The sequence below is a fragment of the Roseofilum sp. genome, from assembly GCF_982964205.1.
The window spans coordinates 43310-70004 of sequence record NZ_CEZBFX010000012.1 but is presented as its reverse complement, the minus strand read 5'-3'; the positions used below and the strand labels follow the sequence as shown (position 1 = coordinate 70004).

The window sequence follows — 26695 nt, the reverse complement described above, 5'->3', positions numbered from 1 at the left end:
GGCAACTCGACTCTAGGTCAAGGCCTTCCCGTTCTGCTGCTTCCAAGATTGACTCGCCTTTATAACAGGGGAAAGTTTTACCCGTTTTGGCTAATTGCACCGTTCCCACAGGAGTAGCCAGAGGTTCTATGAGAGGTAATGTAGCTCCATTACCGTTCATGTCTGGGGTCGGAGCTACATAGCCGGCTTTGGGTTGGGCCCCAAACTGCTCAATCAGCAGGTTGCGTAACACAGATTTCAGGTCTTCGCAGGGAATGGCTTTTATCACCTTTTGGCCGAGTTGAGCTTCTTTCCCCACTTTGCCCCCCATGAAGATATCGACCGCTTCTACGGTTTTCCCATTTTTGCGGGTTTTGGTTCCCATTAAGCCAATATCGGCCACTTGGGGTTGCCCGCAAGAGTTGGGGCATCCGGTCCAATGGATGCGAACCGGTTTTTCAAGGGTTAATTCCTGACTGAGTTCTGCCATCATCGTGTTTGCCCGATTTTTGGTTTCAATGAGGGCAAATTTGCAGAATTGGGCCCCGGTACAGGAGACGAGGGCGCGAGAGAGGGAGTCAGGATTAATGCTGAATTTCTGCAAGAGGGGTTCAGCCAGGAATGCTTCTAGACGCGAGTCAGGAATGTTGGCAATAATTGCATTCTGCTCAATGGTGAGCCGAATTTCCCCATCGCCGTAGACTTCGCCTAGGCGCGCCAGCTCAAACAGGTCGGGCGGGTATAGGCGACCAACGGGGATGTGCAATCCAGCGTAATTGAAGCCAGGTTGTTTTTGCTTGTGAATGCCAATATGGTCTCGCTTGTCCCAGTCAAATTCGTCTTTGGGCGCGGCTTCAGGGAGGCGTTTACCGAGTTGTTGTTCAACGGTGGCTCGGAATCGTTCGAGTCCCCATTCGTCAATCAGCCACATGAGTCTGGATTTTTGCCGGTTAGCTCGTAAACCGTGGTCCCGGTAGACGAGGAGAATGGCGCGGCTGAGGGCTACGCACTCACTTGGTTCTATCCAAACGTCTAGGGGAATGGCAGCTTCGCACCGTTTGCCGGAGAAGAAGCCACCGACGAGAACGTTGAAGCCCAGAATGCCGTTTCGGTAGGCGGGAACGTAGGCGATGTCATTGATTTCTGCGTGAACGGAATTATCTCGGCTGCCGGCGATCGCAATGTTGAATTTTCTCGGTAAATTAGTAAATTCAGGGTTCCCTTGACCGGAGTTGGTAATCATGTCTTGGGTCGCCTGCACTAATGGGCGCGTATCAATCAGTTCAGCACTGTCAATACCAGCAACGGGAGAGCCGGTAATATTACGCACGTTATCCATTCCCGATTGCATGGAAGTTAAGCCCACTTCCTGAAACCGGTCGAAGATTTGAGGAATATCTTCTAGGCGAATGCCCCGCAGTTGCAGGTTTTGCCTTGTGGTAATATCAGCATTGCCATCTTCTCCATAGTTTTCGGTCGTTTCCGCTAACACCCGCATTTGCTCGGAGGTGAGGATACCGTTGGGCATGCGCATCCGAAGCATGAATTTTCCTGGAGTAACAGGCCGGAAGAAGATTCCTAGCCATTTGAGCCGTTGGTCTCGGTCCGTTTCATCTATAGATTCCCAGCCCATTTGAGCGAATTGTTTGAGTTGTTCTTTGACGGCTAAACCGTCTTTTTCAGCTTTAAAGCGTTCAAATTTATTGAGCGTTTCAGTAGAGGGGACGGTTGTCATACAAAACAGCCTCTTTAAATTAGGTAAGAATTGATCTGGGTCTGCTCCGCCGTGAATTTAGCTAGTATGTTAGGGAGATCGATCGTAGAATTTCGTATTTCAAATCACAAAATATTTCGTTTTATGAACTTTTTGTATGACTAAAGTGTAAAAATCGCATAATTGAGGGGGACGAGAAGTCCTGGAAACCTTATCTGATGAGTGTTAAGGATGAAAAATGACCTAAGGCGCGATTGTAAAGAATCGCAAAGAATCTGTAGAGAAGATTAATAATTTAAGGATAAGGGCAATGGCAGAGGATTTGAGGAAACCACAAACGGAAGAAACGATTGAGGATGATCCTTTAACACAACTGCGTAATTTACTCATTCCTCCGGAAAGTAATGAGTCTCAAAAAGAACTCAATAAATTAAAAGAGCTGAAGCAAGAATTGGCGAGTTTGCAGAACCAACAGCCAGATTTGGAAGAGTTAACGCAGGTTTTAGTACCGTTAGTGGGAGAGGAGGTTAGGCGGTATTTAATGCGATCGCCGACTGCCCTAATGCAATGGCTCGATCCAGCCCTAACGCGCACCATTAAGGAAAACAAGCAGGAAATTGCCGAAACGATGATTCCCCTACTGCCGAAATCTAATCAGGGGATGCTCTCTCCAGCAACTTGGGATCGGCTGCTGGATGAACTGCTGCGAGGAGTTGAGGAGCGCCTAGAAGAGTCTCGGAAAGAGTCGGATAAAAAAACTAGCCAGAAGTTTGAGCAGTTCCTACGAACCGATTTAATGGAGTATATCCAAACTCACTCAGAAGAAGTCGTGTATTTAATTTTACCACAATTAGTGCCGCCGTTACAAAAACAACTTAAACGTGCCCTCAAACCCTATTTAGAAAAGCAACAGGAACTCCTAGAAACCCAATTACAACAGCAATTGATTGATTGGATGACGCAACGATTTCAAGAGTCGCGGGAAGAGTTCGTCACTTTGCTGACTCCCAAGGAACAGCCCGCGTTGCCTTCGGTGGAAGATCTGCAACCCGAAATTGCGGCTCAAGTGAAGAGCCAATTATCTGAGCATTTATCGAAGTATGTGCAAAACCAACCCCTTCCCGATTCTTCTGAACTGGTTAAAAGTTTACAGCCCACTTTAGAGAGCTTCATTGTGCAACGGGTGGAGCAAGTTCAAGGGGAATTAATTGGACAGATAAAACTACCCGAAAGTCCGGATATGCAAAAATTGCAGTCTGTTCTTTTAACTCAATTAGAAGGATTGGTTGAACAAAAGATTCAGAGTCAGTTAGATGCCTTAGTGGCTGAAAAGCTCGAATCGGCTCTAGCCCAATTACCTCCAGCGACTGAACCCCCAGAGCAACAGACACCAGAGGAATTAATGGCACTGTTGAGTCCGCAAATTGAAGCGTTAATTGTGGATAAAGGTGAGGCTGGAGAACGTCAACCCGCCCCTGCTTTACCCGCTACGTTAGTCTTTAAGGAAAAAGTGGAACGTCTGCGCTCTGGGGGGATTTCCAAGGTATGGTTGGTGGTTATTGCGGCAGTTGTGGCGATCGCCTTTTTGCCTCTCGGTTGGTTGGTCTATCGCTCTGTCCGAGAAACCCGCTTAAGTCGCGAACTGACCGCAGTTTTGGCCAATTCGCCCACCCTCTCGCCCTATCGGTTAGATGCACAAGTAAAAGGGGATGGGGTGATGTTAACGGGACAATTGCCCGATCCGAGTTTACAGCAAACGGTGGAAGAGGTGATGCAGGAAAATGCCCCCAATTTAGCCCTGGATAATCAAGTCGAAATTATTGCTGCGCCTCCGACTGCGGAAAAAATTCAGGCGGAAGTCACCAGAGTCGAGGCAAGTTTGGATCGTTTAGATAGCATTTCGATTTCTGCTGAGTATGCCAATGGGGAAGTTACGGTAAAAGGAACAGTGATTCAAGCCGCCGATGCCACTCGCATTACCCAAGCCTTTACTGAAATTCCTGGAGTTAAAGCGGTAACCAATACGGTGCAAGTCCAGCCCCCAGAAATTCCGATTCGGATTTATTTCACTGTGAATTCCGCTGAGTTGCCGACGGCAGATATCCGAGTCAAAATTATTCCGTTGGTAACGCTGTTAAAACGCTATCCAGAATTACAGATTAAGATTGTCGGCCATATTAGTCCCAATCAGGAGGAAGAAAAAGGGCAAACTTTGAGTCGTCAACGGGCGGAAGCCGTGCGAAAGGTACTAATTCAGCAGGGAATCGATCCGAAGCGGCTTCTGGTGGAGGCGATTGCCTATCCCCCAGCCGATGTCAATCCTAAACAGGCAGATTGGTTAAAGCGAGCAGTCGTCTTTTATCCTCAGTAACGGTCACAGATCTTTTACACTGAATCAGGATCGATATTGAGTTGTTGAAGTTTATCACGTAATCTTTGCAACTCTAGCTCTGTTTCCTCGGCTCGTTGCTGTTCTCGGTTAGCTCGTTGCTGTTCTCGGTTAGCTCGTTGGCGTTCTTGTTCCGCTTGCTCACTCGGTGTCGGTATCCACTCCCCATCTCGATCGTAGAAACGTAACCATCGCCCTTCTACTCCCTCGTACACCCCTTGCCATAACCTTAATCCTAGGCCCAATTGTTCTAACCAGACTTTTCCTTGTGATAATTCTAGCCTTTCGTATCTTCCAGAGTTAAGGACAAAGACCCGCAACTGATTCTGATAGCGATCGTAAATCACATAATAGGGAATTTGTAAAATTTGTTCGTATACTTCCCATTTCGTCGGTGGCTTTTTCTCTTTGCGTTCTGTGCGTCCTAAGTCTTCATCTTCAGTGCCTGGAGATGCTAACTCAATGACCAGAAACGGACTGACTTCTTCTTGCCAGATCACATAACTCAGGCGTAACTCTTGTTGGTTGCGACTACGCTTGGCTCCCAAAACTACAAACCAATCGGGGCGTTTATACCATAGGGTATGGTCACTATCGTAGTAAAGGTTGAGATCGCTGGCGATAACATAGTTGTCCTGAGAATAGCGGGGAGATTGACAAGTTTGAGTTAATAAATCTGGTTGGTAATCGTGAAATTCATCAGGCAATCCAGGTTCCTCCGGGTCTTCGCTGGGTAAATCATACATAGTGGGTAGAGATTGCTGCTTGGGATAGGGATATAGTTGAGTCATGGCTTTACAGATATAGGATTTATCACAAACCTCAAAACCAGTTTAGCTTGGGCTTAAAGGTTAATTTTCTTGATCGAAAACGATCGCTCAACCCACATGATGTTAGATAAACTCCAGCCTTCCTGTTTCTGCATCTAAATACACTGAAGCGCCAACCGGTAAGGCTCCATTTTCGCCATCATGCCCAAAGGGTAAATCAGAAACGATCGGAATACTTAAGTCTGAGAGGAGATCGCCTAAAACCTCTTCTATAGTTAAACTCAGTCGTCCTTGGGGAGGTTCGCATTGACTAAACCGACCTAATGCCATGCCTCGAACTTGGCTTAAAAGTCCGCTCATGCGCCACTGAGTGAGCATCCGATCTATGCGATAGGGCATTTCTCCCACATCTTCCCAGGCTAAAATCACTCCCTGAACATCAGGTTGTAGAGGTGTACCCAGCAGATGGGTGGCTACAGTTAAATTACCCGGCAGTAAAATTCCTTCTGTGCGATCACCTCCCCATCCTTTACCTTGAAGAGCAGCTAAGGGTTCTCCACGAACAGCAGCCCATAAACGCTCTAAAGACCATGAGGGTTCCTGGGAGAGGGTGGTCAGTACAGGCGCATGAATACCTCCGCCCACTCCTTGGTAAAATTGGCTCCATAACAACCCAGTAATATCAGAAAATCCAATTAACCATTTGGGGTACTGCTTCCAAGGGAGATTCTCGATCCAGGGTTCTAATAAGCGAGTCGTTCCATAGCCTCCGCGAACACATAGAATACCGCGACACTGAGGATCGTGGAGAGCGTCAAGGAGTTGAGCGCGGCGATCGCCATCTTTTCCGGCTAAATATCCCCATTGGTCATAAATTCTCTCATCAACCTTGACCTGATATCCCTGTTGTTTCCATAGCTCCAGTCCAGCTTGAAAACGCTGCCGTTCTTGCAACGGGCCGCTAGGAGCAATAACCGTTAATTGATCTCCAGCTTGAAGGGGAGGAGGGAGCGCTAAAGCCAGGGGCATGATCTTAAAGACAAGATAATCAGGATTTACCTTGTCTAGGATACTCTGGTTTGTGGGAAAGCTTAAAGAAAGTAATCCCCCAGTTGTCCCCAACTGGAGGAGTTCATCAGGGTGCATCTACCATTTCTATATACTCTCTGATTTTGATCCGATCCGGAAGGAGATCAGACCCCTCATCAGATTAATTGACGGATTGGGGTATAATACTCGATATCTATTAAAATTAGCTGACATCATTAGCCGCAATTCTGAATCTTTGAGCGATCGCACTGAATGAGTGGGTGAGAACCGTTAGATTATTGTCTCAAGTCATAGGCAAAAGGCAATAGACCCTGTCCTAGTCCTATAACGCTACATTACAATAATTAACATTTCTTAATCATTTCCCGACTCAATCCATGCAAGTCACCGTTTCATCAAACAGTCCATCCGATCTAACCGGCCAATATTGGAATTGGCGCGGCCACTCCATTTACTACACCCAAGCTGGACAACCCCATTCCCAACGCCCCCCTTTACTCCTAGTTCATGGGTTTGGGGCATCTACCGATCACTGGCGGAAAAATATTGCTGAACTTCAGGAAGATTTTCAGGTTTGGGCAATTGATTTGCTCGGATTTGGGCGATCGAGTAAACCCAAATTAACCTATAGTGGAGACCTCTGGCGCGATCAACTCCATGACTTTATTACCCAAGTCATAGGTCAGCCTGCAATTTTAGCTGGAAATTCCCTTGGTGGTTACGCCTCCCTCTGTGTCGCCGCTCAATATCCCCAGTCAGCCGTCGGTTTAGTCCTCATCAACAGTGCTGGCCCTTTTTCTAATAGTGAACCCAAGACACCACCCAACCCCATCAAAGCCACTATCGGTAAAATAACGCGCTGGCTATTTCTGCAACCAGGGATTAACTTTTGGCTGTTTCAATATGCTCGTCGTCGCGCCACTATCCGTAAAACCCTCCTCAAGGTCTATCTGGATAAAACTGCCGTTACTGACCAACTGGTAGAAGAAATTTATCGCCCCTCCTGTGATGTTGGGGCTCCTGACGTTTTTGCCGCCGTCTTCAAAACTCCTCCTGGCGCAAAAGTCGATCATCTCTTGCAGCAACTCACCTGTCCCCTCTTAGTTCTCTGGGGAGAAGCTGATCCCTGGATGAAGGCCAGAGAAAGAAGTCCCAAATTCCATCAATATTATCCCGATCTGACAGAACATTTCCTCGAAGCAGGGCATTGCCCCCATGATGAAGTTCCCACTCAGGTGAATGAGTTAATCCGCAATTGGATATATGGCACTACGCCCTAGGAAATGGGGGATGGGGAAAAGCGACAAGTAGGGGCGAAAAATTTTGCACTCCTACTGCTCCTTGCCTTTTGCCGAGCAATGCTGTCAGGCAACATTAACAAATGTTGTCAACTTCAATTTCTTGTGTTAAGTTTAGTTACAGATACTTGAAATCTCACCGGAGTTCTGAAAAATGGAAAAGCAAGACAATAAACTGGGTTTCACTGCCTTCGCCGAAACTTGGAACGGCCGCCTCGCAATGCTAGGGATTATCATCGGTTTAGCTACGGAGTTCATGACCGGTCAAGGTATCCTTTCTCAACTTGGCTTAATGTAATCTCCGATGGCATTCATCGATGAACGCCATTATCCCTAAGCGAAATAATTTCTTTATAGAGAGGAATCAGCCAGTGCTGACTCCTCTCTATTTCTTGTATCTATTAAGATATTTCCTTCGTAGAATAGGAAAACTGAGAAATTGAGTGATGTTGCTTAAATTAGATCGAAAGAGTCGGCATTGCCGACCCTACTCGACTAGACTATATTTAGGACTTGACAAAACGCTCAGGTACGATCGCTATGGAATTTATTAACCCCAAAACCGACTATGCTTTTAAGAAAATATTTGGCTCAATTCAAAGCAAAAATATTTTAATCAGTTTTCTAAATGCTTTGGTCTATGAAGGACATTCTACCATCAAAGATCTAGAAATTATCAATCCCAATTTACCGCCTCAACTTGAAGGGTTGAAAGATACTTATCTTGATGTCAGAGCGACTCTCAATGATGGAACTCTCGTAATTATTGAAATGCAGGTCTTAAATGTTCAGTCTTTTGGGAAGCGGGTTTTATTTAATGCAGCCAAAGCTTATACCTTTCAACTGCAAAAAGGGCAAGGATATCGAATGCTCAAACCGGTGATTGCTTTGACTATTACTGATTTTGAGATGTTTCCCGAACGCAATCGGCTCATTTCTCACTTTGTTTATCGAGAGAAATCAGAAGGATGGCACTACCCTGATAATGATTTGGAGTTAGTCTTTGTGGAATTACCCAAGTTTACTAAAGACTTAAATCAGCTTGAAACTTTAGCAGATAAATGGATTTACTTTATGAAATTTGCGCGATCGCTTACGTCTATTCCAGAATCCCTCAATGAGATTCCAGAATTGCATCAAGCCTTTGAGATTGCCAATGAAGCGGGTTTAATGCCAGAGGAATTAGAAGCGTTAGAACGTCGGGAAATGTTTATTTATGACCAACAGGGGGCGATCGCTTTGGGACGACAGGAAGGAATTGAAGAAGGAAAACGTGCCATTGCTCGAAATTTATTGGGTCAATTGAATGATGAGGAAATTGCACAAGCAACGGGATTAAGTTTGGAGGCTGTTGCAGCTTTACGTCAGGAAATATAGCGAGTCAGGGGGCAATGCCTACCTATTCATCTCGATCTTTGATCGCTAGTTTAGTAAAAGTGGCGATCGCAGCACTCTGGATTTTCTTTGTTCACCCTATCCAACTTCACTTTATTTAGTTATACTCTTAGATAGCGATTGAGCTATATAAGAGTAGCAATCTCCTATCTAGCCTCAATCCCCTATAAACTCCATCAGAAGTGAAGCCAATGATGTATTCAAACCCTCGTTTAGCCGCGGACCCTCTAAAATCCTCAGAAGCAGAAGGATTACTGTATATGCGAGAAGAGGAAAAATTGGCACACGATATCTATCTGTCTTTATATACCCGTTGGCAACTCTCCATTTTTGACAATATCGCCCAAAGCGAGACTCGTCATATGAATGCTGTTCTCAGACTGCTCAACCGTTACGGACTCCACGATCCGATCGCCAATAACAACCCAGGTGTTTTTACTAATCCAGACTTACAACAACTATACGATTCCCTGCTCAAAACTGGTCATCGCTCTTTAGCCGATGCTCTCAAAGTTGGGGCAGAGATTGAAGAACTGGATATTGTCGATCTAGAAGAGAAGATCGATCGAACTCAAAAACCAAACATTCAACAAGTGTATGGTAATTTAGTGCGAGGCTCTCGCAATCATTTACGCTCGTTTGTCTCTGTTTTAAGTCGTCAAACGGCTCAAACCTACCAACCTCAACATTTATCGGTAGAACAATACAACATTATTATCAGTTCTGCTCACGAACCTGGAGGACAAGGAGGACATGATAGTAGAGAAGGACATCGTGGGGGTTATCGCTGGGGTAGGAGATGTGGAAATTGGGGTATGCGGGGACATAGGGGCGCAAGGACACGGAGATTCAAGTAAGAAAGATGATAGCCTTTCGCGCTCGGCAATAGTCCTCTTCTATCACTCTGGGAAAAGTACAATCGAAGCCCAGTTTCAAGACTTAGAGTGACAGAAGAGGGATAGTCTTCAAGTATTGGTTTTCCTCAGTTTCCGTTGCAGGGGAATTCGAGGAGTAATCGAAATATCGTAATTGATAAACGATAGCACCAATTGAAAACCAAGAATAATCGGGAGAGCTGCTAACATTACGGTTCCCGAAGTTGCTATTTCTCCCGTGGTAAAGCTTCTCAGCCAAGAGAAACTACCGAAGATAAAGCCAAATAGTAATAGGGGAAGTCCGAGTAATAGCTCTAGAGAGGCAATAGAAAAACTTCTCAAGTAATAATTATAGAAAATTCGCTTGATAAAATTATGGCAATTTCCCCATAAAAAGGGTAGGAAAATCTTCATAATCTTCAGATTACTTTGCTCATCTCCATATTGCGAAGGCATGGGAATATCTATCACCACCGCTTGCACGGTATTCAGACGGAAGAGTAAATCCGATTCAAAGAAAAATCGTTTACTCAGTTTCCGCAGCGGAATAAGTTCTAAGACAGTATGATGAATGGCAGTATAGCCATTGGTTGGATCAAAAAGTTCCCAATATCCAGAAGAGAGCTTAGTTAAAAACGATAAACCCGCATTCCCCAATACCCGAATCATGGGCATCCCTTGCAGATGTTCGGGATGATAAAAGCGATTACCTTTAGTATAATCCGCTTCTCCTGAGAGTAGGGAAGCAATCAATTGGGGAATAAAACGGGGATTCATTTGTCCATCCCCATCCAGCTTAATCAAAATGCTCGCTCCGTCTAGAAGCGCCTGTTTATATCCAGTAATCACTGTACCGCCAACCCCCTGATTTTGGCGATGATAGAGGACTTGAATCCGGTTATCCTGATTATTTTGTTCGACAAACTCACCCGTATTTTCTGGGCAACAATCATCAACCAGGTAAATTCGATCCACTTCTGTGCCAATTTGAGATAAAACAGAAGCGATCTGTTGGCGCACTCGGTAACAGGGAATAATGACAGCAACTTGTGGCTTTAAACTCAATTCAACTCCCCTCTTTTATTGATAATTTATGACAATTAAACCAGACATAATTAGGGCGACTCCTACCAAGTAGCGAGCATCAACTTTTTCCCCTAAAAATAGACTACTCAAGAGAGGAACAATAACAAAGGCTAATGCCATAAAGGGATAGGCTTGATTGAGAGGAATAAATCGTAATAACCACATCCAAAATAGGGTTGCCGAGCCGTAAATAATCAGGGCACTCCAGAGATAGGGATTACTGACATAGCTCATCAGTGTTACTCCTTGAGGAGAATGGGTATTACTGAAATTTGCAGCGAGTTTAAATAGGAGTTGTCCTAAACTAATGCTAAAAACGCAAGTAATGAGATAAAGGATAATAGATGGGTTCATAAATATAGCGCTTCGCGCTAGGCACTCTAGCAATAGACAATAGGGTTACAGTTAATAGGGACAACTATCTTGATGGGTAAAAGACCATGCCCCATCTTCTAATTGAGTGCCTTTGAGATCGTTATTCGGGTAGTTTACTTCATCTCCTGGGGTGCGATCGCCAATTTCTAAGTAAACGACGAGTTCCTTAGTGCGATTAATCAGTTGATGAGCAACACCATCTCCCGCTTTGAAGCCCATACAGTCTGCAGGATTGAGTAGATATTCTTGTTCATTAATCAACAGAGTGGGAGTTCCCGAAACAATGTATATAAATTCATCTTGTTTAGTATGATGATGGAGCAGAGCAGACATCCCACCCGGTGCTAGTTCTGTTAAATTGACTCCAAAATTTTCGATCTCGAAGCGATCTGCCAATTTTCTTTTGCTTCGTGCTTCCATAAGGGAAGCAAAAGGGGCAGGATAGAACGTCTTTTTAGAGGATACAGGAATGGATGTAGCTGGCGTTGGGTTAAGGCTCACAGCAATAACTTGGATAAGATAATGACTATTTGAGTATACCGGATCGAAAACTTTCTCAGCAAGAGGAATCGAGACACATCTATATTTTAGAATCAAGAGTTTCTCAATTGCCAAACCGTAATTAAAAATAAGGGAAAGAGATTCCATACGAGAGGTGCAAATTGACGGCGAACAGGGCGAAATCCTTGAGACTCGAGATAGGCTTCGACTTCATATCCGGTATGATAATGATCGAGGGGCTTTTCAATATTAAAGACGGTTCGTAATCCTTGATAAATCCAGTTTTCTGTGGGTAGGGAGGTAATTAAAACACCGGTGGGTTTGAGCCAGGATTTTATCGGACTTGTGGGCATGGATAACTCTTGGAAGTGTTCCAGAACATCCGCTGCAATAATGGCATCGAAGGATTGGGCCGGCAAGTTGACTTGACTGACATCTTGCTTTATAATCTCAATATTGGACAAGTTATAGCGATCGATAACTTGACGCGCTTCTCGATCTTCGAGATCTAAGAAGAAGACGCGATCGAAATCCTTGGCTAATGTGGGCAAGAAAATGCCCCCACCGCCACCAAAATCTAAGCAAGTTTCCCGTTGAATATGCAGATCTTGTAAGATGGAGTAGATTAATCTCAGTCGCATCCAGAAGACGGCTCGGACTACATCTATTTTAGAATAGTACAGAGTGGGGATGCGATCGTTATCTGTGGCAATTTGGGCTAAAAAATCCGGATCAATTTGAATAAACATCTAAGAGTCTTTTTGATAAATCTGGAGGAGGATACCAGAGGGGCATTTATGAATAAGAGGGTAGATGATAACCAACGCTACATAGAGTATAGCGGACATCAGCCACCCAGAGCTTTTATCCATGCGTAACCGTTGCCAAAGTCCCTTGATTTGAATGGTTTCTAGAGTTTGACTCTGGAGTAGTTTAAACCCATAGGGAGTTACATAGTCTTCTAAGTTCTGGGGATTGACATAAATCAGATGGGGAAATGGATATTGTTTCTGCCACAGTCTATCCCAGGGGCTAGTATATCCGAGTTGAGCTAGTTTTTCGGCGATTTTGAAGAAGATCCCTTGACTGTTTGGGATGTTAATAATCAGTTTGCCGCCAGGGTTGAGGTGATGATAACAAGGTTGGAAAATAGCGGGTAAATTAGGCAAATGTTTGAGGGAATCATTAAAGGAAATGATATCATAGCGTGCTGAGTCTTCTAAGCAGTCGGGAAAATAGCCAATTTTAATGGTGTGTTCTTCGGCAATTCCCTATAAGGCAACCGCTTCTTCCGGTTCAATTCCCACTGCTTCCATTCCCCGCTGTGTGGCTGCTTCTATGAACCATCCATAGGCACATCCAACATCACAAAGATGCTGGTTTTCTAAGGAACATCAAAACCTTCTAAACTATAGCCAATTTCTTGTTGTTCATTGTCCAGATAATGCTCTACAACAGTACCCACTGAACCTCGTTTGAGGTTATACAGTTCTATCTCTTGTAACAATACAACTTCAGAAAAAAGTGGAAATTTTGGCTTCATCAACTTACCTCCAGATTATCTCAACCCCTAGGAACTAGCGTAACAAATCTAGCTTGATCATAATTGGTTTCAACTATCCAAATCGTTCTCACCTCTAACTCTATTCCATTGATGCCCTTGAGTGTACCATCAATCTTATACTTATTACCATAAGATGTTTCTTCAACCCAAATTGCATTTTTTTTCAAAAAGTATACATGGTTATAACATCCAAAGAGCATAATGATCGATGATGGTTACCTGAAAACCTAATGAGGAGAGAATGGCGTTAATTTCGGGTTCCCAGGGATTACTCAGGGGGACAATGGCTGCTTTTATGGAGAGTTGAGGAATAGAAGATTGTAAAACTTGGGGAGCGTTGGAGGGACGATTTACACCACTAATATATTGGGATAAAATACGGCGCTGCTGTGATTCTGATTCAGGGAAAAAATTGGTGACATTTAGATAGCTTTCGGTGACGACAATGGGATATAGGGGAGTTCGAGGCACAATCATCCACCGGGCTAATTCATCTCCGGCGACTTCTTTACCTACGGGAGAAGCGGGAGCTAAGACATAGCTTCCAGGGGGAACTTTAGCTTGAATGCGGTTAATGAGATCGAGCCGTTCTTGGGGAAGTTTGGGTTGGGGAGGAAAGCGGTATTGAATGCGGTTAAAGTCGATTTTGGGAGAGTAAGAGTTAGGAGAAATGGAGGTAGCAAGAACAATCAGAGCGGTGGAGACGAAGGCGTAAAGTGTGATTTTCGCTTGCTTTTGATAGTCAGAAAAGGAAGAGGATATGAGAGGAAAACTGAGTAAAATACCCAGAAGAAGATGGCGAGGAATCACCCACCATAGGCGGCGAAAGGTGGGGACTCCAGTGAGGTTAACTGCCCAAAATTCTTGCAAGAAAGGATTCATAAATAGGAGCATAAAGGTGAGGATTGCCCCTAGGAGAAATCGGCGCAGGTTGAGATCGGTTAAAACTGCCCAACTGACTAAAGTTGCTACCCAAAAGAAGTATCCTCCCATGCCGTGTTTTAGGTGTAGCACGAAGTCGTTATTGATAATGGCTTCAAAGTTGAGATTGCTCATGTTGGGGGAGGAGGTTTTGACTTGGGTGATGAAGAGGAGGGCGATCGCCAACGGATAAGCACAAGTCGTTAAAACCGATACCGATCTCCAAGTGGCTTTACTTGTAGGAGTCCAGTATCCGCAAGTGGCAAGCAGTACAGTTAAAGGAGCGGCATAGAGAGCGGTAGAACTACAACCAACGGCAGCAATATTAGCGAAGGTGAGAATCATCCATTTCCAAGCACTAGGTGCAGTTAAATACCGGAGAGTATAGACAATAATCAGGGGAACAAGGATGGCAACAAAGAGGGGTTTTCCCTGTTGCAACCGCGCTAGGGAGAAATTTCCTAACCCGGCAGCCGTGGTTAAAATTACTAATAAAAAAGTAGTAACAGTGGTGACACTTAACCAGTGACGGGGGACGATCGCCCGGAAAAAGAGAGCAGAGGCAAAAACAACTAGGGGAGCGATCGCCAAGGGTTGCCAGAAGTTACGAACCCAGAGATGGGAAATACCAGTAATTTGGCTGATGACTGCGGCTAAAAGTTCGACTGAATGCACTCGATAGACCGGTAACAGTAGAGGCACATTGGGCACACCATGCATCGTGTCTTGTACCATCAGGGGGCGATCGGGACGATCTAAGGCTGCTACTATCAGGTTCAGATAAAAGGCATCATCCCCATGGGTACGATGGACGATCGCTGTAGCGATAATGGCGAGAGCGCCTAATCCGAGCAGCCATTCCCAGGAGGCAATAGTTGGTGATTTTAAGACAAAATTTTCTCGAGATTTGCGGAGCAGTTGCCCGTAGGAAATGGCTAATCCCAACGTGGCTAGACTCCAAAACAGGACAAAATTATCCGTAATTCCATAAATAATGACTAAGATTACTGCTATACCCAAAGGAAGCGCCAAATCTTTTCCAAGCTGCGGTTTGGGTGGTTCTGCCCTGTCTTTTGCTAAGGAGAATGAGTCAGGAATAACAGTATGAAAACTGAGGAAAAAACCGACAATGGCTAAAATAAGGGCGATCGCCGAAAAGAGTAATAGAGTCTCAAATGTCGCTTGACGCAACACCATGGCATTACACAGCAGCGTCCATACCCCAATCAGCCAAACCCAAGATAAACAGGACACTTCAACGATTAATCCTGCCCATCCTTGGCTCTCCTTCATCCGGGTGAAATTGGTAAAATTCATAGCGATTCTGAAACGGCCGAGCTTGGCAAACCTGATGGATTATACCGCGATCTACCGTTGACAGCTAGAGCAAGTTCTAAATATCATGCTGCCGTCTTTTTACATCTTATCGGAAGCAGTATAAAGATCATGATCGGACCATAATTGTTCATTCCGTTGCAAAACCTTGTCTCTCAGAGCATCTTTGGGACTATTCTTGTTATCTGGATGGGTTATTAAACCAATAAATCGTTTACCTCGATCTCCTAAACCATTGACACCCCATTCGGTAAGCAGTTGTTCATGGTTCATCCCCAACTTTTCAATATGCCCCAGCAATCGATCTATATCATATCGATAAGTTGTATACTTAACTCCAAAGTCTGTTTTATCTCCCTGACAATATCTCCATTGAAGAATATCCATATTTCCATCTATCGTTTTTTTCCATTGATAATTATCGAGAACATTTGGGTTAGGAACCCAATCTGCTACCAGTGAGGTTCTGGCATCAATCCAATCCGTCGAGTGCACGCAATACAACAATGCAGTTTGATCAATGGCAATAAACCCATCTGGATTTAAATGATCTTTAGCGTTTTGTAGTGCTTGCAATCTTTGTTCTTCTGTCCATAAATGTTTCAATACTGACAAAGCTAAAACAATAAAATCATATTTTTTGTTAATAGAAAATGAACAGATATCACCATGAATAAATTCAATTTTAGTATTTTCACTCCTATTTTCTGAATAGTGTTTCCTGCCTTGATTGACCATTTCATTACTTAAATCAATGCCAGTGACCTCTGTCGCTTCCTTCATAAATATGGGGAAAACGCGACCCATACCACAACCGAGTTCTAATACAGATTTGGGCTTTAAGATATCCGTTAAGTCCTCATAAAGAGAAAAGTCCATTTTGAAGGAATTCATGATCTCATTATAAAAATGAGTGGACTGATTATATTCTGACTGGCTTAAACTCATGATTCGTGAGCCTAGATTGGTTTGCAATTATAATTCCTTAAGATATTATATCCACTGTACAAGAATCCAAGAATGTTGTTAGTTTTTGTCTAGTTTATGCTAGAATGGCAAACTCAGTCAAGGCAAACTTCTACTTCTAATGAAGCAGAATCCTCTCCCACGCCACAACAAGTTTTAGGTTTACATGAAAGTATGGGTTGAACAAGTGATGATTTTAACGATCTTCTGCTCGATGAATTTTGGAAAAAGTATTGATATCATACAACCATTACCCATTACCAGTACGTAGCGCTATATCAACTGCTATAAAAGCGGTAAAACTCGTAACTATCCTGGAAAGGGATATCCTGGAAAGCATGATGGATAATTTGGCGATCGCACAACACCTGCCCTAACTGCACCGCTTGTACTTGTTTCAGCTTCAGTTCTCTTATCCACCAATCTACCGCTTCAGCAGCTACAAACACACCCGGATAGAAATTCCCCCGATACCATCGATCCTTGATTTCTACTCCTTCTTCTCCTTGCATCCTCTGCACTAAATACTCCAATGCTGTATCGGTTAACTCTAAGGGGGGACTATTCTGGGGTGGAGGATTTTCTTCGCCTTTTTGCAACTGCTCTACAACTCGGTCTAAATGGGTCGCTCGCAAACGTAAATCCCGTTGAGGATAAGGAATTTCCATCTTATAGTAGCGCATCGCTCTCTCTAAGCGAAAATAGAGGTCACTTTTGAGATTAAACTGTTGGCGTGGTTCCCTTATCCACACCAATAACTCAAAATCCAAAGAACTCTCCCCAAACCCCTTAAATAAAACATGGGGAGGAGGTTCAACCATCACCTCTGGATGTAATTTAGCCGTATTCAGCAGGACAGAGCGTACCTGTTCTGGGTCACAATCGTAGGAGACTCCCACCGGTAAGCGCAACCGCGACACGGGGTTACCATGGCTCCAGTTAATCACCTCGGTTTCCAAAAACCGGGAATTGGGCACAATGATGGACACCCGATCCAAGGTTAAAATCTGGGTACTACGAGCGCCTACCTGTTCCACCGTTCCCATTAAGTTGGCGACTTCTACAAAATCTCCCACTTGTACATGGCGCTCGAAGGTAATAATCAAACCACTAATCAAATTATTGGCGATATTTTGCAGTCCAAACCCAATCCCTACCCCCAACACACTGGCGATAATCGTGAGGGAGCTAACATTCAATCCCCAAATTTGTAAAATAATGAGTAAGCCTAAAAACATGAGTAGGGATTGCACCAACACCCCTAACACATCTTGCACGGCGCGATCGGTATCCGTAAACGCTAGAACACGGTTGCGCAAGAGCCGAGTGAGCGATCGCACCCCAAACCATAACCCCACCGTCAAGGCAATCAATGTCAGCAGATCCAGCAGAGAATAACTATTCTCATTCAGGATAAAAACTGGGTCAGTTAAACTCTGGAAAACGAGATCGAAGAGCCAATAGCGCGATCGCCGCAACAAGGGAAACAGATCCGTGAGATAATAGCCCACTGCATACCATAATCCCAACAAAAGCCCCAACCGGCCTAATTTCATTAACCGATGCAGCAATTGATCCGGGATTTGCAAGCGCCTAAACTGACATCTATTGGAGTCGATCAACAGTCTGAGGTAATGCTCTGACAACTCCACCCCCTTATTCACCCCCACATGAAGGCCGATCGCCACCAAAAGGACTCCCAACATCACAAATACCGCTTCTCGCAGGTACTTAGCCGTACGCTCGTACTGAGCTGTTTCAATTCCGCTTAAAATCCAAGCCGCATAGCGCCGTGCTTGGGATTCTGTGGTTCGCTCGCCCCGCACATCCACAGGAGTCACGGTTAACAAATAAGTATCATTAAAACTTAAAATCGATTGCTCATTATCCCGATCGATCGAGTATTTTGGCAGAGGTAAACCGTACTTTAAATGGGTTTGCAGCAATTGTTCAAGCTTGGTATTAATCAGCTCTGCTCTCTCAGAAGCGGGGAAGCCCACAATCCCCCTAATTTCAAATAAAACCTTACCATCCATTTCCACCGTTGCCCGTTGTTCGATGGGGCTAAACGGAGAGCGTCCCCAACTGGGGTAAGCCACAAGAGTGAACCAACACACCAACAGGCTAATCAGTATCCAACGCCACCTAAACTGAATCATCTCTGCAATTCCAGACTTACCGCTTCTTCTACCGTAGGTCTAGAGGGTCTAGACTTCTCTAACAACCAACTCATCAGGGCCCAAGTTCCCACTGCCATACAACCTGCCATCAGTGCGCCGACCATACTAATGATCCAGGACTGAGACCACCAAGGCGTTGATGGGACTGGAGTTTGAGAATTCAGTGCAGATCGCCGGGCAGTTTCCGGTTCAGTCGCTTGCGGATCGGTCTGATTGACCAATGTTAATGTGATGGGATAGGGACCAATTTCGATCTGGTCTTGACTCTGAAGGGGTAAGGTTCCTTGCTGCAAGAGATGATTATGTAATCGAGTCCCATTAACGCTATGGTCAGTTAATAGGATCTGCTTGCCTTCGAGGGTAATTAAGGCATGGAACCGAGAGACTTTCTTATGGTTGAGGACGACGGGGGTAACCATCTTATTCTCCACGGTTTTGGGCATTGCGTCCTCGTCTCGACCGAAGGCAATAGGTAAGGGAAATACGCAGTCTTGGCGATCGCCCGTTTCCGGATCTTGCCAAGTTAACTGAATCAAAAACGGCTCCTCAGACATAGGGAAAGGGCAAACATGGTTGTTTATAACCTATAGTTTTAGCGTTGAATTGACAACGATGCACGCTCATAAAGGCAAAAAATAGGCAAGCTCTTACTGCCTATTGCTTAGGGCGAAGTTCTAGATAGCGATCTCCTTACCCAATTCTGCATACAGGGAAATATTGGGATATCATAGGTGATTAGCACCCAACTAATATTATGCCTAGTGTTTACCTTGAAACCTCAGTTATTAGCTACCTTACGGCACGCCCTAGTCGTGACCTTATTATTGCTGGGCATCAACAAATCACTAGCGAGTGGTGGATAACTGAACGTCCTAAATTTGAGATTTATATTTCAGAACTCGTTATTCAAGAAGCTCGTAGGGGAGACTCTAATGCTGCACAAGAAAGATTAGACTTACTCGAACCCCTAGCTGCTTTAAAAATTTCTCCTCTTGCCCTACAACTGTCTGAACTCTTTTTACAGAAAGCTGCTATTCCCCAAACAGCAGCAGCCGATTCTCTGCATATTGCGATCAGTGTGATCAATGGGATAGATTATTTACTCACTTGGAATTGCAAACATATTGCCAATGCCATAACCCGAAAAAAGATTGAACAAATCTGTCGTGAAAGGGGTTATGAACCCTCAGTTATTTGTACCCCTGAAGAATTAATGGAGGATAATGATGAAACGTGACCCCATTGTGGAAGAAGTCCGTCAAGCACGAAGGGCGTATATGGAGGAGTGCAATAACGATCTACAAACTCTATATGAGGATCTTAAACGTCAGGAAGAACAGAGTCAAAGAACGTACTATTCTTTTGAGCCAAAACCCTCTCCATTCAAACTTACAGGAAGTTCTTCTAGCCAGTAGTAGGCTGGCAAGTTGAAGAATGATTAATTATTGAATGGTTAATGGTTAAAGTGTTGATGGAGGGACTCAGTTGCTCAAAGTTGAAGGACTGACCAAAATTTATTCTGGAAATCAAATGGCCTTAGATGAGGTCAGTTTTACTCTGGTTCCTCACCAGTTTACCGCCGTGCTGGGGTTGAGTGGAGCCGGAAAAACGACCTTGATGCGGTCTATTCTACAACTGATGCCTGTCGATCGCGGTCGAATCTGGTTTGGAAATCAAGAGCTAACCAACACTTCACCCAAGGAATTACAAAACATTCGCGCTCAGATCGCCTTAGTTGCCCAACAGTTTAATTTAGTCCGTCGTCGCAGTGCTTTAGAAAATTGCTTGGGGGGACGGTTGCGGGAGGTATCCCTATGGCAATGTTTGAGCGGACAGTTGCCGCGATCGCTATTGCTCGAAGGAATGGCTGCCCTAGAGCGAGTTAAGCTCATGGATATAGCCTTTCAACGAGCCGATCGCCTATCGGGAGGACAACAGCAACGGGTGGCGATCGCCCGCGCCTTAACGCAAAAGGCCCAGTTAATTTTAGCTGATGAACCAGTAGCCAGTCTCGATCCGCAGACTTCCCATCGTATCTTACAGATTTTGCGATCGCTCTGCGAGCAAGAAGGATTAACCGTTTTATGTAATTTACATCAAGTGGACTTAGCTCAAACCTATAGCGATCGGATTTTGGGGCTACAAGCTGGCAAATTAGTCTTAGATGTAGCGACCGATCGACTCACTCCGGAGCAATTAAGTTATCTTTATACTGATATTCCCCAACTCACTTAAAGAAATCCCGATTTGCATTTATCATAAGTATCAATCCGACTCAGCCCAGGCAGGTTGTCCATTCAAGCACCCTAGAAATCACTCTGATCTGGCTTAAGCGTCTTGTTGTTTTCTTGGGAGTTTGCAAATATGCTTCATCCCCTTCCATCTTCACCGACTAGACTCATTATCGCCCATCCCCAACCGGAATCTTTAGCGTGGCTCTCTACCTTTCTACTCGAACAAGGGTATCATATCGAATGGGCTACCGTTCCTTCCCAAGTGATTCCCTTGCTTGATACGGTAGATCCGAGTTTGATCTTTGTAGAAGTGAGTATCCCCAGCTTTCTCGCCCTGGAACTGTGTGAGTCCCTTCACACCGATCCGAGTTATAAAAATGTACCTATTTTTGCCCTAAATTCCTCCGGTACTTCCGTGGATAGAATTGCCTTTTTTGAAGCTGGAGTTAAGGATTATCTGGTGTGCCCCCTCAGCTTAATCGAACTGCGCGTTAAAGTCGAGAGTTATATTCAATACAACAGAAAAGACAAAGAACACCTCGCTTTATGGCGATCGCTCCAGAAAAAAGACTATATCATTGAACAACTTGAAGCCAGTTGGGTCTTATCAGAAGAACGATTTCATAAAATCTTCTTTTCTAGTCCAAGTTTGCTATTTTTGATGAGCTACGATCGGGGAATTATATTAGAAATAAATGAACATTTCATGGCATATACTGGCTACGATAGGACGGAGGTGATTGGGGAAAAAATATCTAACTTAAAGTCATTTTTATTCTCTAAAGATTGGGATTCTTTAGTTCAGCAACTTGAACAAAGAAAAGAGCTGTCTAATATTGAAATTGTCTTCAACAACAAGGACAATCAACAAAGAATTGGTTTGATCTCAGCCCAAGTTATTAAACTAGGGGGCCAAAAGTATTTATTGTTTAATATTAATGATGTCACTGAATTAACACACTCTAAGCAGTTATTACAAAACTCCGAAAATCAGCTTTTAGCAATGTTTGGGGCGATGGAGGAAGCGATTATGGTCTTTAACTATGAAGGGGACTGTATTAAAATTGCCCCCACTCGCTCTCCCATTAGTTTGTACCACCAGAAACAAAAATTACCTCAAAAAACTGAATATATTATTCCCTCTCAAATTGCTGAATTTAAAAAGTATTGGACGCGGTATGTTATCGATCGCAGAACAACCATAGAAAACCTTGAATATTGTTGGCCAATTGAAGGACAAGAACATTGGTTTATGTCCACAATTTCTCCTTTAAACAAAGATACAGCCATTTGGGTTTCCCGTGAAATTACTCATCGAAAAGAGACGGAAAGAAAACTCGGGTTACTGGAAAGAGCGATCGCCGCCAGCACCAATGGTATTACTATTAGTGACTCCACTAAACCCGGAAATCCGATCATCTACGTCAATTCCGGATTTGAAAAACTAACTGGTTATACAAAAGCTGAAATTCTTGGTCGAACTTGTACCATTTTGCAAGGAGACGATCGGGATCAATCCGCATTAACGATTTTAAGAAAAGCTCTAAAAGAGAAAAAAGCTTGCCGAATTACTCTCAAAAATCACCGCAAAGATGGCACAGTTTTCTGGAATGACCTCTCCTTATCGCCCATTTTCAACGAACAACAAGAACTCGTCTATTATATCGGTGTGCAAACCGATGTTACTGAACTACAGTTGGCTAAAGATACCCTCAATCAACAATATCATTTGTTGGAACAAGAAATAGAAGAGCGCAAACGAATCGAGTTTGCACTGCGGAAAAGTGAAATGAAGTATCGCCAATTGGTGGATTCGGCTAATAGTATCATATTACAAGTTGATTGTAAAGGAAACGTTGTATTTTTTAATGAATTTGCCCAACGTTTTTTTGGGTATACCGAAGCAGAAATTATAGGTCAAAATGTTAAAGGTACAATTGTGCCGATCCAAGATACAGAGGGCAATATTTTACACTCGACAATCGACCATATTTTAGAGAACACAGACCAGTATGTTACCTATGAAAACGAAAATCAACTCAAAAATGGCGATCGCGTTTGGATTGAATGGACGAATCGCATACTCTATAATGAATCTGGAGACATAACGGGCATACTCAGTGTAGGAATGGATGCCACAGCCCGGAAACAGACTCAACTAGCCCTACAAAGTGCCAAACAAGCAGCAGAAATTGCCAATCAAACCAAAAGCCAATTTATTGCTCGTATGAGTCATGAATTACGCACTCCTCTGAATGCAATCTTAGGATTCACTCAAATTCTGAGGCGAGAATGTCTTGCAAATTCTGAACACCAGGAATATTTGCAAATTATCAATCGCAGTGGAGAGCATTTATTAGACCTGATTAATGATATCCTGTCCCTATCTAAAATTGAAGCCGGTAAAATTAGTCTCGAAGAAAGCTACTTCAATTTACATCGTTTATTCGATGAAGTGCAGGATATTTTAAAACTCAAAGCTGACCAGAAAGGCATTCTGGTATCAACCACTATTAATCCCAACGTTCCGGATTGGGTGATTGCGGATCAGAGAAAACTGCGGCAAATTTTGATCAATTTATTATCCAATAGCCTAAAATTCACCCATCAAGGAGAAGTGAAACTTCGAGTGTTTCCTGCACCTCAGAGTAATCAGCTTCCGATCCAAGACTATATCTGGGAAATCCAAGATACGGGTGAAGGAATAGACTCACAGGAATTACCCTTATTATTTGAACCTTTTATGCAAACCAGCTCCGGGGTGAAATCTGGACAAGGGACGGGGTTAGGTTTGACCATTTGTAAACAACTGCTTCAACTGATGGGAGGGGATATTCATATCTCTTCCCAAGTGGGAATGGGAACCTTAGTCAGAGTCCGACTGCCCTTACGAACAGTACATGCGGAAGAGATTCCAGAGCAGAGAGTGGAAAAACAGGCGATCGCCTTAGCACCCAACCAACCCATCTACCGGATTTTAGTGGTTGATGACCATTGGGAAAATCGGCGACTGTTATTAAAACAACTCCAGCTTCTAGGATTTGAGCTGCACGAAGCCGAAAATGGAGAACAAGCCTTAGACTTATGGAGAAGTTGGTCTCCCGATCTGATCTGGATGGATCTACGAATGCCAGTGATGGATGGGTATCAAGCCACTCGCTTGATTCGGATGCAAGAACAAAACACCGGCCGAGCTGCCATTCCGATTTTAGCCCTCACAGCCAGCGCTTTGGAAGAAGACCAAATCTTGATCGAAGAGGCTGGATGTAACGAATTGGTTTATAAACCGGTTACCCAAGCCGTTTTATTAGACAAAATGAGTCATTATTTAAGTGTAGAGTACGTCTATGAAACCCGTGACGATCTGGAAATGATTGCACACCCGATCGATCGGACAGAAGCACTATTAAATGGAAAGCAGTTAATGAAGATGCCGATGGATTGGCTTAATCAGCTACATCAAGCTGCCACTCAAGCCGATGAAGAGTTTATTCAAAAACTATTGCAAGAGATTCCGGAGGCTGAGTCCGACTTAAGGGAGGCGATCGCCGATTTACTCCACCATTACCGCCTAGATCGGATTCTTGATGCTACCCTAGAGGCAATCGAGGGTTTGGCGTATTGAACTGAGGATCGATCCAAATGTTATAACGGGGAAAAGGCGATCGAGGCTCAGAAAGTTCGACTATTGTGTTCACACCCCCCATTTTTCTTTGGGATTTCCGATCATGCAAGACCATACCGTTTTACCCTTGTCTAAGGATATTTTAGTCGTTGATGATAACCCGAATAATATTCGATTTTTATCCCATATTCTCACTCAACAAGGGTATCGTGTCCGCAAAGCTATTAATGGCGAATTAGCACTCAATGCTGTGCGTTCTTCTCAACCGGATTTAATCTTGCTCGATATTATGATGCCAGATATCAATGGTTATGAACTGTGTGAAGCGATTAAATCCCATCCAGAATATCGAGCAATTCCTGTTATTTTTGTCAGTGCATTAGGGAGCGATTTAGATAAAACAAGAGCCTTTCAAGTAGGAGGGAACGACTATATTACCAAACCGCTTCAAGTCACGGAAATTCTCTCAAAAATCAACATTCAACTGAGCTTGCTTAACCTTCAAGAATTGCTTACACAGGAAGCTCAAGCTCGCCAAAAAGCGGAAGAAAACTATCGCAGTATTTTTGAAAATGCTATTGATGGCATGTTTCAAACCACTCCAGAGGGGCAATTTGTGAAAGCGAATTTAGCTCTAGCGAAACTCTATGGATATGATTCTCCAGAGGACTTAATTGAAACAATACCCAATATTAATGAAAATTTTTATGTCCGTCCTCAACGGCGAGATGAGTTTTTAGCCTATATGGAAATTTATGATTTTGTTGAGGAATTTGAATCAGAAATATATTGTAAGAACGGGGATAAAATCTGGATTTCCGAGAGTGTCCGTAAAGTCAAAGGTGAGAATGGCGATCTACTGTACTTTGAAGGAACAGTTCGCAATGTTACCGAAAAAAGGAAGATCGAAGAAGAATTACGCAAACAAAGAACAATATCAGAAAAGTTGCTTTTAAATATCCTTCCTCAATATATTGCCGAGAAGCTCAAAAAAAATCGCCATACTATTGCCGATTACTTGCCTGAAGTCACTGTTTTATTTGCCGACTTAGTTGGCTTCACAGAACTTTCGGCGAAAATAGACCCGACTGAATTAGTGGATTTGTTGAATCAAATATTTTCTGAATTTGATAAACTAACGCAGCATTATGGGCTAGAAAAAATAAAGACGATTGGTGATTCCTATATGGTGGTCGGAGGCTTGCCTGTTTACCAGAATATACAAGAGGAAAAATCTATTAAAAGAGTTGCAAACTTGGCTTTAGATATGCAGGAAGTCATCAAAGATTTTAATCGTCCTTGTGTCCTAGAAAATCGGTTGGAACTGCGCAATAGTCAACCCTTTCAACTGCGAATTGGTATCAATACGGGGCCGGTAGTTGCTGGGGTTATTGGAGTTAGTAAATTGCAATTGGATTTGTGGGGAGATACGGTTAACGTAGCGTCTCGGATGGAATCTCAAGGTTTACCCGGTAAGATTCAAGTGACTCAAGCCACCTACGATCAATTACAAGATACATTTATTTTAGAAAAACGAGGCTCATTTACGGTGAAAGGACGAGGAAGAATGACGACTTATTGGCTATTGAGTGAGCGGGAAGGATGAGGACTCAATCTCGTTGGGTAGGTTGGTGCTGGGCATCTATTTGTATTTTGCTTTGGGGTTCGGCTTTTCCGGGAGTTCGTTATGTTGTGCAAACGATTCATCCGCTCAATTTCGTGGCGTTTAGATTTTTAATTGCTTCTTTGGGACTAGCGGTGTTTGCTATGATTTCTGGGAAAATTCGTCGCCCCCATTCGTCCGATTTACCCCGATTATTACTCCAAGGATGTTTAGGGGTTTCTTTCTATCATTTACTCTTATCTTGGGGACAAACGGTGGTTCCCGCAGGTACGGCAAGTATTTTAAATGCTTCTAGTCCCTGTATAGCAGCGATTCTCGCCGCTACGATTCTCAAGGAATCCTTACCGCTTCAAGGGTGGTTAGGAATGGCTTTGGGGTTAGGAGGAATCGTGTTAATTGTTCTGGGAAAAGGACAAGATTTGACTTTTGCTCTATCCTCTGGGCTGATTTTAATGGCAGCGTTTTCTCAAGGCTTCTATTTTGTCCTTCAGCGACCGTTTTTTGAGCGCTATTCTCCTTTAGAATTAGCGAGTTATACGGTCTGGTTTGGGACTCTACCCATTCTGTTCTTTGTCCGATTTCCTGATACGCTGAAAGTGGGTTTAGTGGTGGGTTATTTGGGGATTTTTCCCGGTGCGATCGCCTATATCGCTTGGACGTATACCTTAGCACACTTATCCACGGCCCAAGCTTCTAGTTTTCTCTATTTAGTGCCAATTATCGCTACCACAATCGGTTGGCTGGTTTTGGGAGAATCCTTAACTCTGACTGTGGCGATCGCAGGTGCTATGATTCTGATGGGTGTATTTTGGGT

The 26695-nt window shown here is 43.8% G+C and carries 25 protein-coding genes; 11 read left to right on the top strand and 14 right to left on the bottom strand.

What is annotated here, in order from left to right; all coding sequences use genetic code 11:
* The coding region (locus tag AC3A14_RS05665; protein WP_487778929.1) for a ferredoxin--nitrite reductase at positions 1–1714 on the bottom strand (1714 nt) is incomplete at its 3' end.
* A 289-nt stretch (positions 1715–2003) separates the two neighbouring features.
* Between AC3A14_RS05665 and AC3A14_RS05660 the strand changes: the two genes are divergently transcribed.
* Positions 2004–4064, top strand: coding sequence for an OmpA family protein (locus AC3A14_RS05660; protein WP_318731885.1), 2061 nt, complete (start codon positions 2004–2006; stop codon positions 4062–4064).
* Positions 4065–4078: 14 nt separating this feature from the next.
* On the opposite strand, the gene AC3A14_RS05655 is transcribed toward AC3A14_RS05660, so the two are convergent.
* Entirely contained in the window at positions 4079–4873 is a 795-nt protein-coding gene (locus AC3A14_RS05655; RefSeq protein ID WP_318731884.1) for a Uma2 family endonuclease, read from the bottom strand.
* Between the two features lie 102 nt (positions 4874–4975).
* Positions 4976–5881 (bottom strand): S66 peptidase family protein, encoded by a 906-nt coding sequence (locus AC3A14_RS05650; RefSeq protein WP_413039051.1) that lies wholly within the window; start codon positions 5879–5881, stop codon positions 4976–4978.
* A gap of 398 nt (positions 5882–6279) precedes the next feature.
* On the opposite strand from AC3A14_RS05650, the gene AC3A14_RS05645 reads away from it, so the two are divergent.
* The 4 genes from AC3A14_RS05645 to AC3A14_RS05630 all read left to right on the top strand — a co-directional run bounded on the left by AC3A14_RS05645 (position 6280) and on the right by AC3A14_RS05630 (position 9452).
* Positions 6280–7182, top strand: coding sequence for an alpha/beta fold hydrolase (locus AC3A14_RS05645; RefSeq protein ID WP_318731882.1), 903 nt, complete (start codon positions 6280–6282; stop codon positions 7180–7182).
* Positions 7183–7354: 172 nt separating this feature from the next.
* Positions 7355–7498: a high light inducible protein gene (locus AC3A14_RS05640; RefSeq protein WP_271939737.1), complete on the top strand. Its 144-nt coding sequence runs from the start codon at positions 7355–7357 to the stop codon at positions 7496–7498.
* A gap of 242 nt (positions 7499–7740) precedes the next feature.
* Positions 7741–8577: an Rpn family recombination-promoting nuclease/putative transposase gene (locus AC3A14_RS05635; RefSeq protein ID WP_318734838.1), complete on the top strand. Its 837-nt coding sequence runs from the start codon at positions 7741–7743 to the stop codon at positions 8575–8577.
* 209 nt (positions 8578–8786) lie between these two features.
* The gene (locus tag AC3A14_RS05630) at positions 8787–9452 is read left to right on the top strand and encodes a DUF2202 domain-containing protein (RefSeq protein WP_318731880.1); all 666 of its coding nucleotides are present in this window, start codon (positions 8787–8789) and stop codon (positions 9450–9452) included.
* A gap of 108 nt (positions 9453–9560) precedes the next feature.
* On the opposite strand, the gene AC3A14_RS05625 is transcribed toward AC3A14_RS05630, so the two are convergent.
* The 11 genes from AC3A14_RS05625 to AC3A14_RS05575 form a co-directional block, all read right to left on the bottom strand.
* Positions 9561–10535, bottom strand: coding sequence for a glycosyltransferase family 2 protein (locus AC3A14_RS05625; protein ID WP_318701451.1), 975 nt, complete (start codon positions 10533–10535; stop codon positions 9561–9563).
* 15 nt (positions 10536–10550) lie between these two features.
* Complete coding sequence (locus tag AC3A14_RS05620; protein WP_318731879.1) at positions 10551–10910, bottom strand: EamA family transporter; 360 nt, start codon at positions 10908–10910, stop codon at positions 10551–10553.
* Positions 10911–10961: 51 nt separating this feature from the next.
* Entirely contained in the window at positions 10962–11327 is a 366-nt protein-coding gene (locus tag AC3A14_RS05615; protein ID WP_318731878.1) for a cupin domain-containing protein, read from the bottom strand.
* Between the two features lie 197 nt (positions 11328–11524).
* The gene (locus AC3A14_RS05610; RefSeq protein WP_318731877.1) at positions 11525–12181 is read right to left on the bottom strand and encodes a class I SAM-dependent methyltransferase; all 657 of its coding nucleotides are present in this window, start codon (positions 12179–12181) and stop codon (positions 11525–11527) included.
* The gene (locus AC3A14_RS05605; protein ID WP_318731890.1) at positions 12182–12676 is read right to left on the bottom strand and encodes a methyltransferase domain-containing protein; all 495 of its coding nucleotides are present in this window, start codon (positions 12674–12676) and stop codon (positions 12182–12184) included.
* 140 nt (positions 12677–12816) lie between these two features.
* Positions 12817–12975 carry a DUF4926 domain-containing protein gene (locus AC3A14_RS05600; protein WP_318701446.1) on the bottom strand — a complete coding sequence of 53 codons (159 nt, stop codon included), beginning with the start codon at positions 12973–12975 and terminating at the stop codon, positions 12817–12819.
* Positions 12976–12995: 20 nt separating this feature from the next.
* The gene (locus AC3A14_RS05595; protein WP_413038718.1) at positions 12996–13196 is read right to left on the bottom strand and encodes a DUF6883 domain-containing protein; all 201 of its coding nucleotides are present in this window, start codon (positions 13194–13196) and stop codon (positions 12996–12998) included.
* Positions 13177–15234 (bottom strand): DUF6077 domain-containing protein, encoded by a 2058-nt coding sequence (locus AC3A14_RS05590; RefSeq protein WP_318731876.1) that lies wholly within the window; start codon positions 15232–15234, stop codon positions 13177–13179. Before AC3A14_RS05590 ends, AC3A14_RS05595 begins: the two co-directional genes overlap by 20 nt.
* Positions 15235–15333: 99 nt before the next feature.
* Positions 15334–16200 carry a class I SAM-dependent methyltransferase gene (locus AC3A14_RS05585; RefSeq protein ID WP_318731875.1) on the bottom strand — a complete coding sequence of 289 codons (867 nt, stop codon included), beginning with the start codon at positions 16198–16200 and terminating at the stop codon, positions 15334–15336.
* Positions 16201–16496: 296 nt separating this feature from the next.
* The gene (locus tag AC3A14_RS05580) at positions 16497–18377 is read right to left on the bottom strand and encodes a mechanosensitive ion channel domain-containing protein (protein ID WP_318731874.1); all 1881 of its coding nucleotides are present in this window, start codon (positions 18375–18377) and stop codon (positions 16497–16499) included.
* Positions 18374–18952, bottom strand: a complete 579-nt coding sequence (locus AC3A14_RS05575) for an FHA domain-containing protein (protein ID WP_318734827.1) — start codon at positions 18950–18952, stop codon at positions 18374–18376. Before AC3A14_RS05575 ends, AC3A14_RS05580 begins: the two co-directional genes overlap by 4 nt.
* A gap of 200 nt (positions 18953–19152) precedes the next feature.
* Between AC3A14_RS05575 and AC3A14_RS05570 the strand changes: the two genes are divergently transcribed.
* The 6 genes from AC3A14_RS05570 to AC3A14_RS05545 form a co-directional block, all read left to right on the top strand.
* Positions 19153–19635 carry a type II toxin-antitoxin system VapC family toxin gene (locus tag AC3A14_RS05570; RefSeq protein ID WP_318727925.1) on the top strand — a complete coding sequence of 161 codons (483 nt, stop codon included), beginning with the start codon at positions 19153–19155 and terminating at the stop codon, positions 19633–19635.
* Positions 19622–19813, top strand: coding sequence for a hypothetical protein (locus AC3A14_RS05565; RefSeq protein WP_318731872.1), 192 nt, complete (start codon positions 19622–19624; stop codon positions 19811–19813). The genes AC3A14_RS05570 and AC3A14_RS05565 overlap by 14 nt, the downstream gene beginning before the upstream one ends.
* 70 nt (positions 19814–19883) lie before the next feature.
* Positions 19884–20633, top strand: a complete 750-nt coding sequence (gene phnC / locus AC3A14_RS05560; protein ID WP_318731871.1) for a phosphonate ABC transporter ATP-binding protein — start codon at positions 19884–19886, stop codon at positions 20631–20633.
* 129 nt (positions 20634–20762) lie between these two features.
* A complete protein-coding gene (locus AC3A14_RS05555; protein ID WP_318731870.1) occupies positions 20763–24257 on the top strand; it encodes a PAS domain S-box protein in 3495 nt (1164 codons plus the stop codon).
* 103 nt (positions 24258–24360) lie between these two features.
* Complete coding sequence (locus tag AC3A14_RS05550; protein ID WP_318731869.1) at positions 24361–25863, top strand: adenylate/guanylate cyclase domain-containing protein; 1503 nt, start codon at positions 24361–24363, stop codon at positions 25861–25863.
* Positions 25860–26695: DMT family transporter (locus tag AC3A14_RS05545; protein ID WP_487778928.1), on the top strand; the 836-nt coding region annotated here is incomplete at its 3' end. The genes AC3A14_RS05550 and AC3A14_RS05545, both read left to right, overlap by 4 nt.

Bases quoted from the DNA above. Each gene is read 5' to 3' on its own strand.
- AC3A14_RS05590 (WP_318731876.1), bottom strand. From the start codon at position 15,234: ATGAATTTTACCAATTTCACCCGGATGAAGGAGAGCCAAGGATGGGCA.
- AC3A14_RS05585 (WP_318731875.1), bottom strand. From the start codon at position 16,200: ATGAGTTTAAGCCAGTCAGAATATAATCAGTCCACTCATTTTTATAAT.
- AC3A14_RS05660 (WP_318731885.1), top strand. From the start codon at position 2,004: ATGGCAGAGGATTTGAGGAAACCACAAACGGAAGAAACGATTGAGGAT.
- AC3A14_RS05565 (WP_318731872.1), top strand. From the start codon at position 19,622: ATGATGAAACGTGACCCCATTGTGGAAGAAGTCCGTCAAGCACGAAGG.
- AC3A14_RS05550 (WP_318731869.1), top strand. From the start codon at position 24,361: ATGCAAGACCATACCGTTTTACCCTTGTCTAAGGATATTTTAGTCGTT.
- AC3A14_RS05600 (WP_318701446.1), bottom strand. From the start codon at position 12,975: ATGAAGCCAAAATTTCCACTTTTTTCTGAAGTTGTATTGTTACAAGAG.
- AC3A14_RS05655 (WP_318731884.1), bottom strand. From the start codon at position 4,873: ATGACTCAACTATATCCCTATCCCAAGCAGCAATCTCTACCCACTATG.
- AC3A14_RS05640 (WP_271939737.1), top strand. From the start codon at position 7,355: ATGGAAAAGCAAGACAATAAACTGGGTTTCACTGCCTTCGCCGAAACT.
- AC3A14_RS05635 (WP_318734838.1), top strand. From the start codon at position 7,741: ATGGAATTTATTAACCCCAAAACCGACTATGCTTTTAAGAAAATATTT.
- AC3A14_RS05595 (WP_413038718.1), bottom strand. From the start codon at position 13,196: ATGCTCTTTGGATGTTATAACCATGTATACTTTTTGAAAAAAAATGCA.
- AC3A14_RS05650 (WP_413039051.1), bottom strand. From the start codon at position 5,881: ATGCCCCTGGCTTTAGCGCTCCCTCCTCCCCTTCAAGCTGGAGATCAA.
- AC3A14_RS05610 (WP_318731877.1), bottom strand. From the start codon at position 12,181: ATGTTTATTCAAATTGATCCGGATTTTTTAGCCCAAATTGCCACAGAT.
- AC3A14_RS05555 (WP_318731870.1), top strand. From the start codon at position 20,763: ATGCTTCATCCCCTTCCATCTTCACCGACTAGACTCATTATCGCCCAT.
- AC3A14_RS05580 (WP_318731874.1), bottom strand. From the start codon at position 18,377: ATGATTCAGTTTAGGTGGCGTTGGATACTGATTAGCCTGTTGGTGTGT.
- AC3A14_RS05645 (WP_318731882.1), top strand. From the start codon at position 6,280: ATGCAAGTCACCGTTTCATCAAACAGTCCATCCGATCTAACCGGCCAA.
- AC3A14_RS05570 (WP_318727925.1), top strand. From the start codon at position 19,153: ATGCCTAGTGTTTACCTTGAAACCTCAGTTATTAGCTACCTTACGGCA.
- AC3A14_RS05630 (WP_318731880.1), top strand. From the start codon at position 8,787: ATGATGTATTCAAACCCTCGTTTAGCCGCGGACCCTCTAAAATCCTCA.
- AC3A14_RS05620 (WP_318731879.1), bottom strand. From the start codon at position 10,910: ATGAACCCATCTATTATCCTTTATCTCATTACTTGCGTTTTTAGCATT.
- AC3A14_RS05575 (WP_318734827.1), bottom strand. From the start codon at position 18,952: ATGTCTGAGGAGCCGTTTTTGATTCAGTTAACTTGGCAAGATCCGGAA.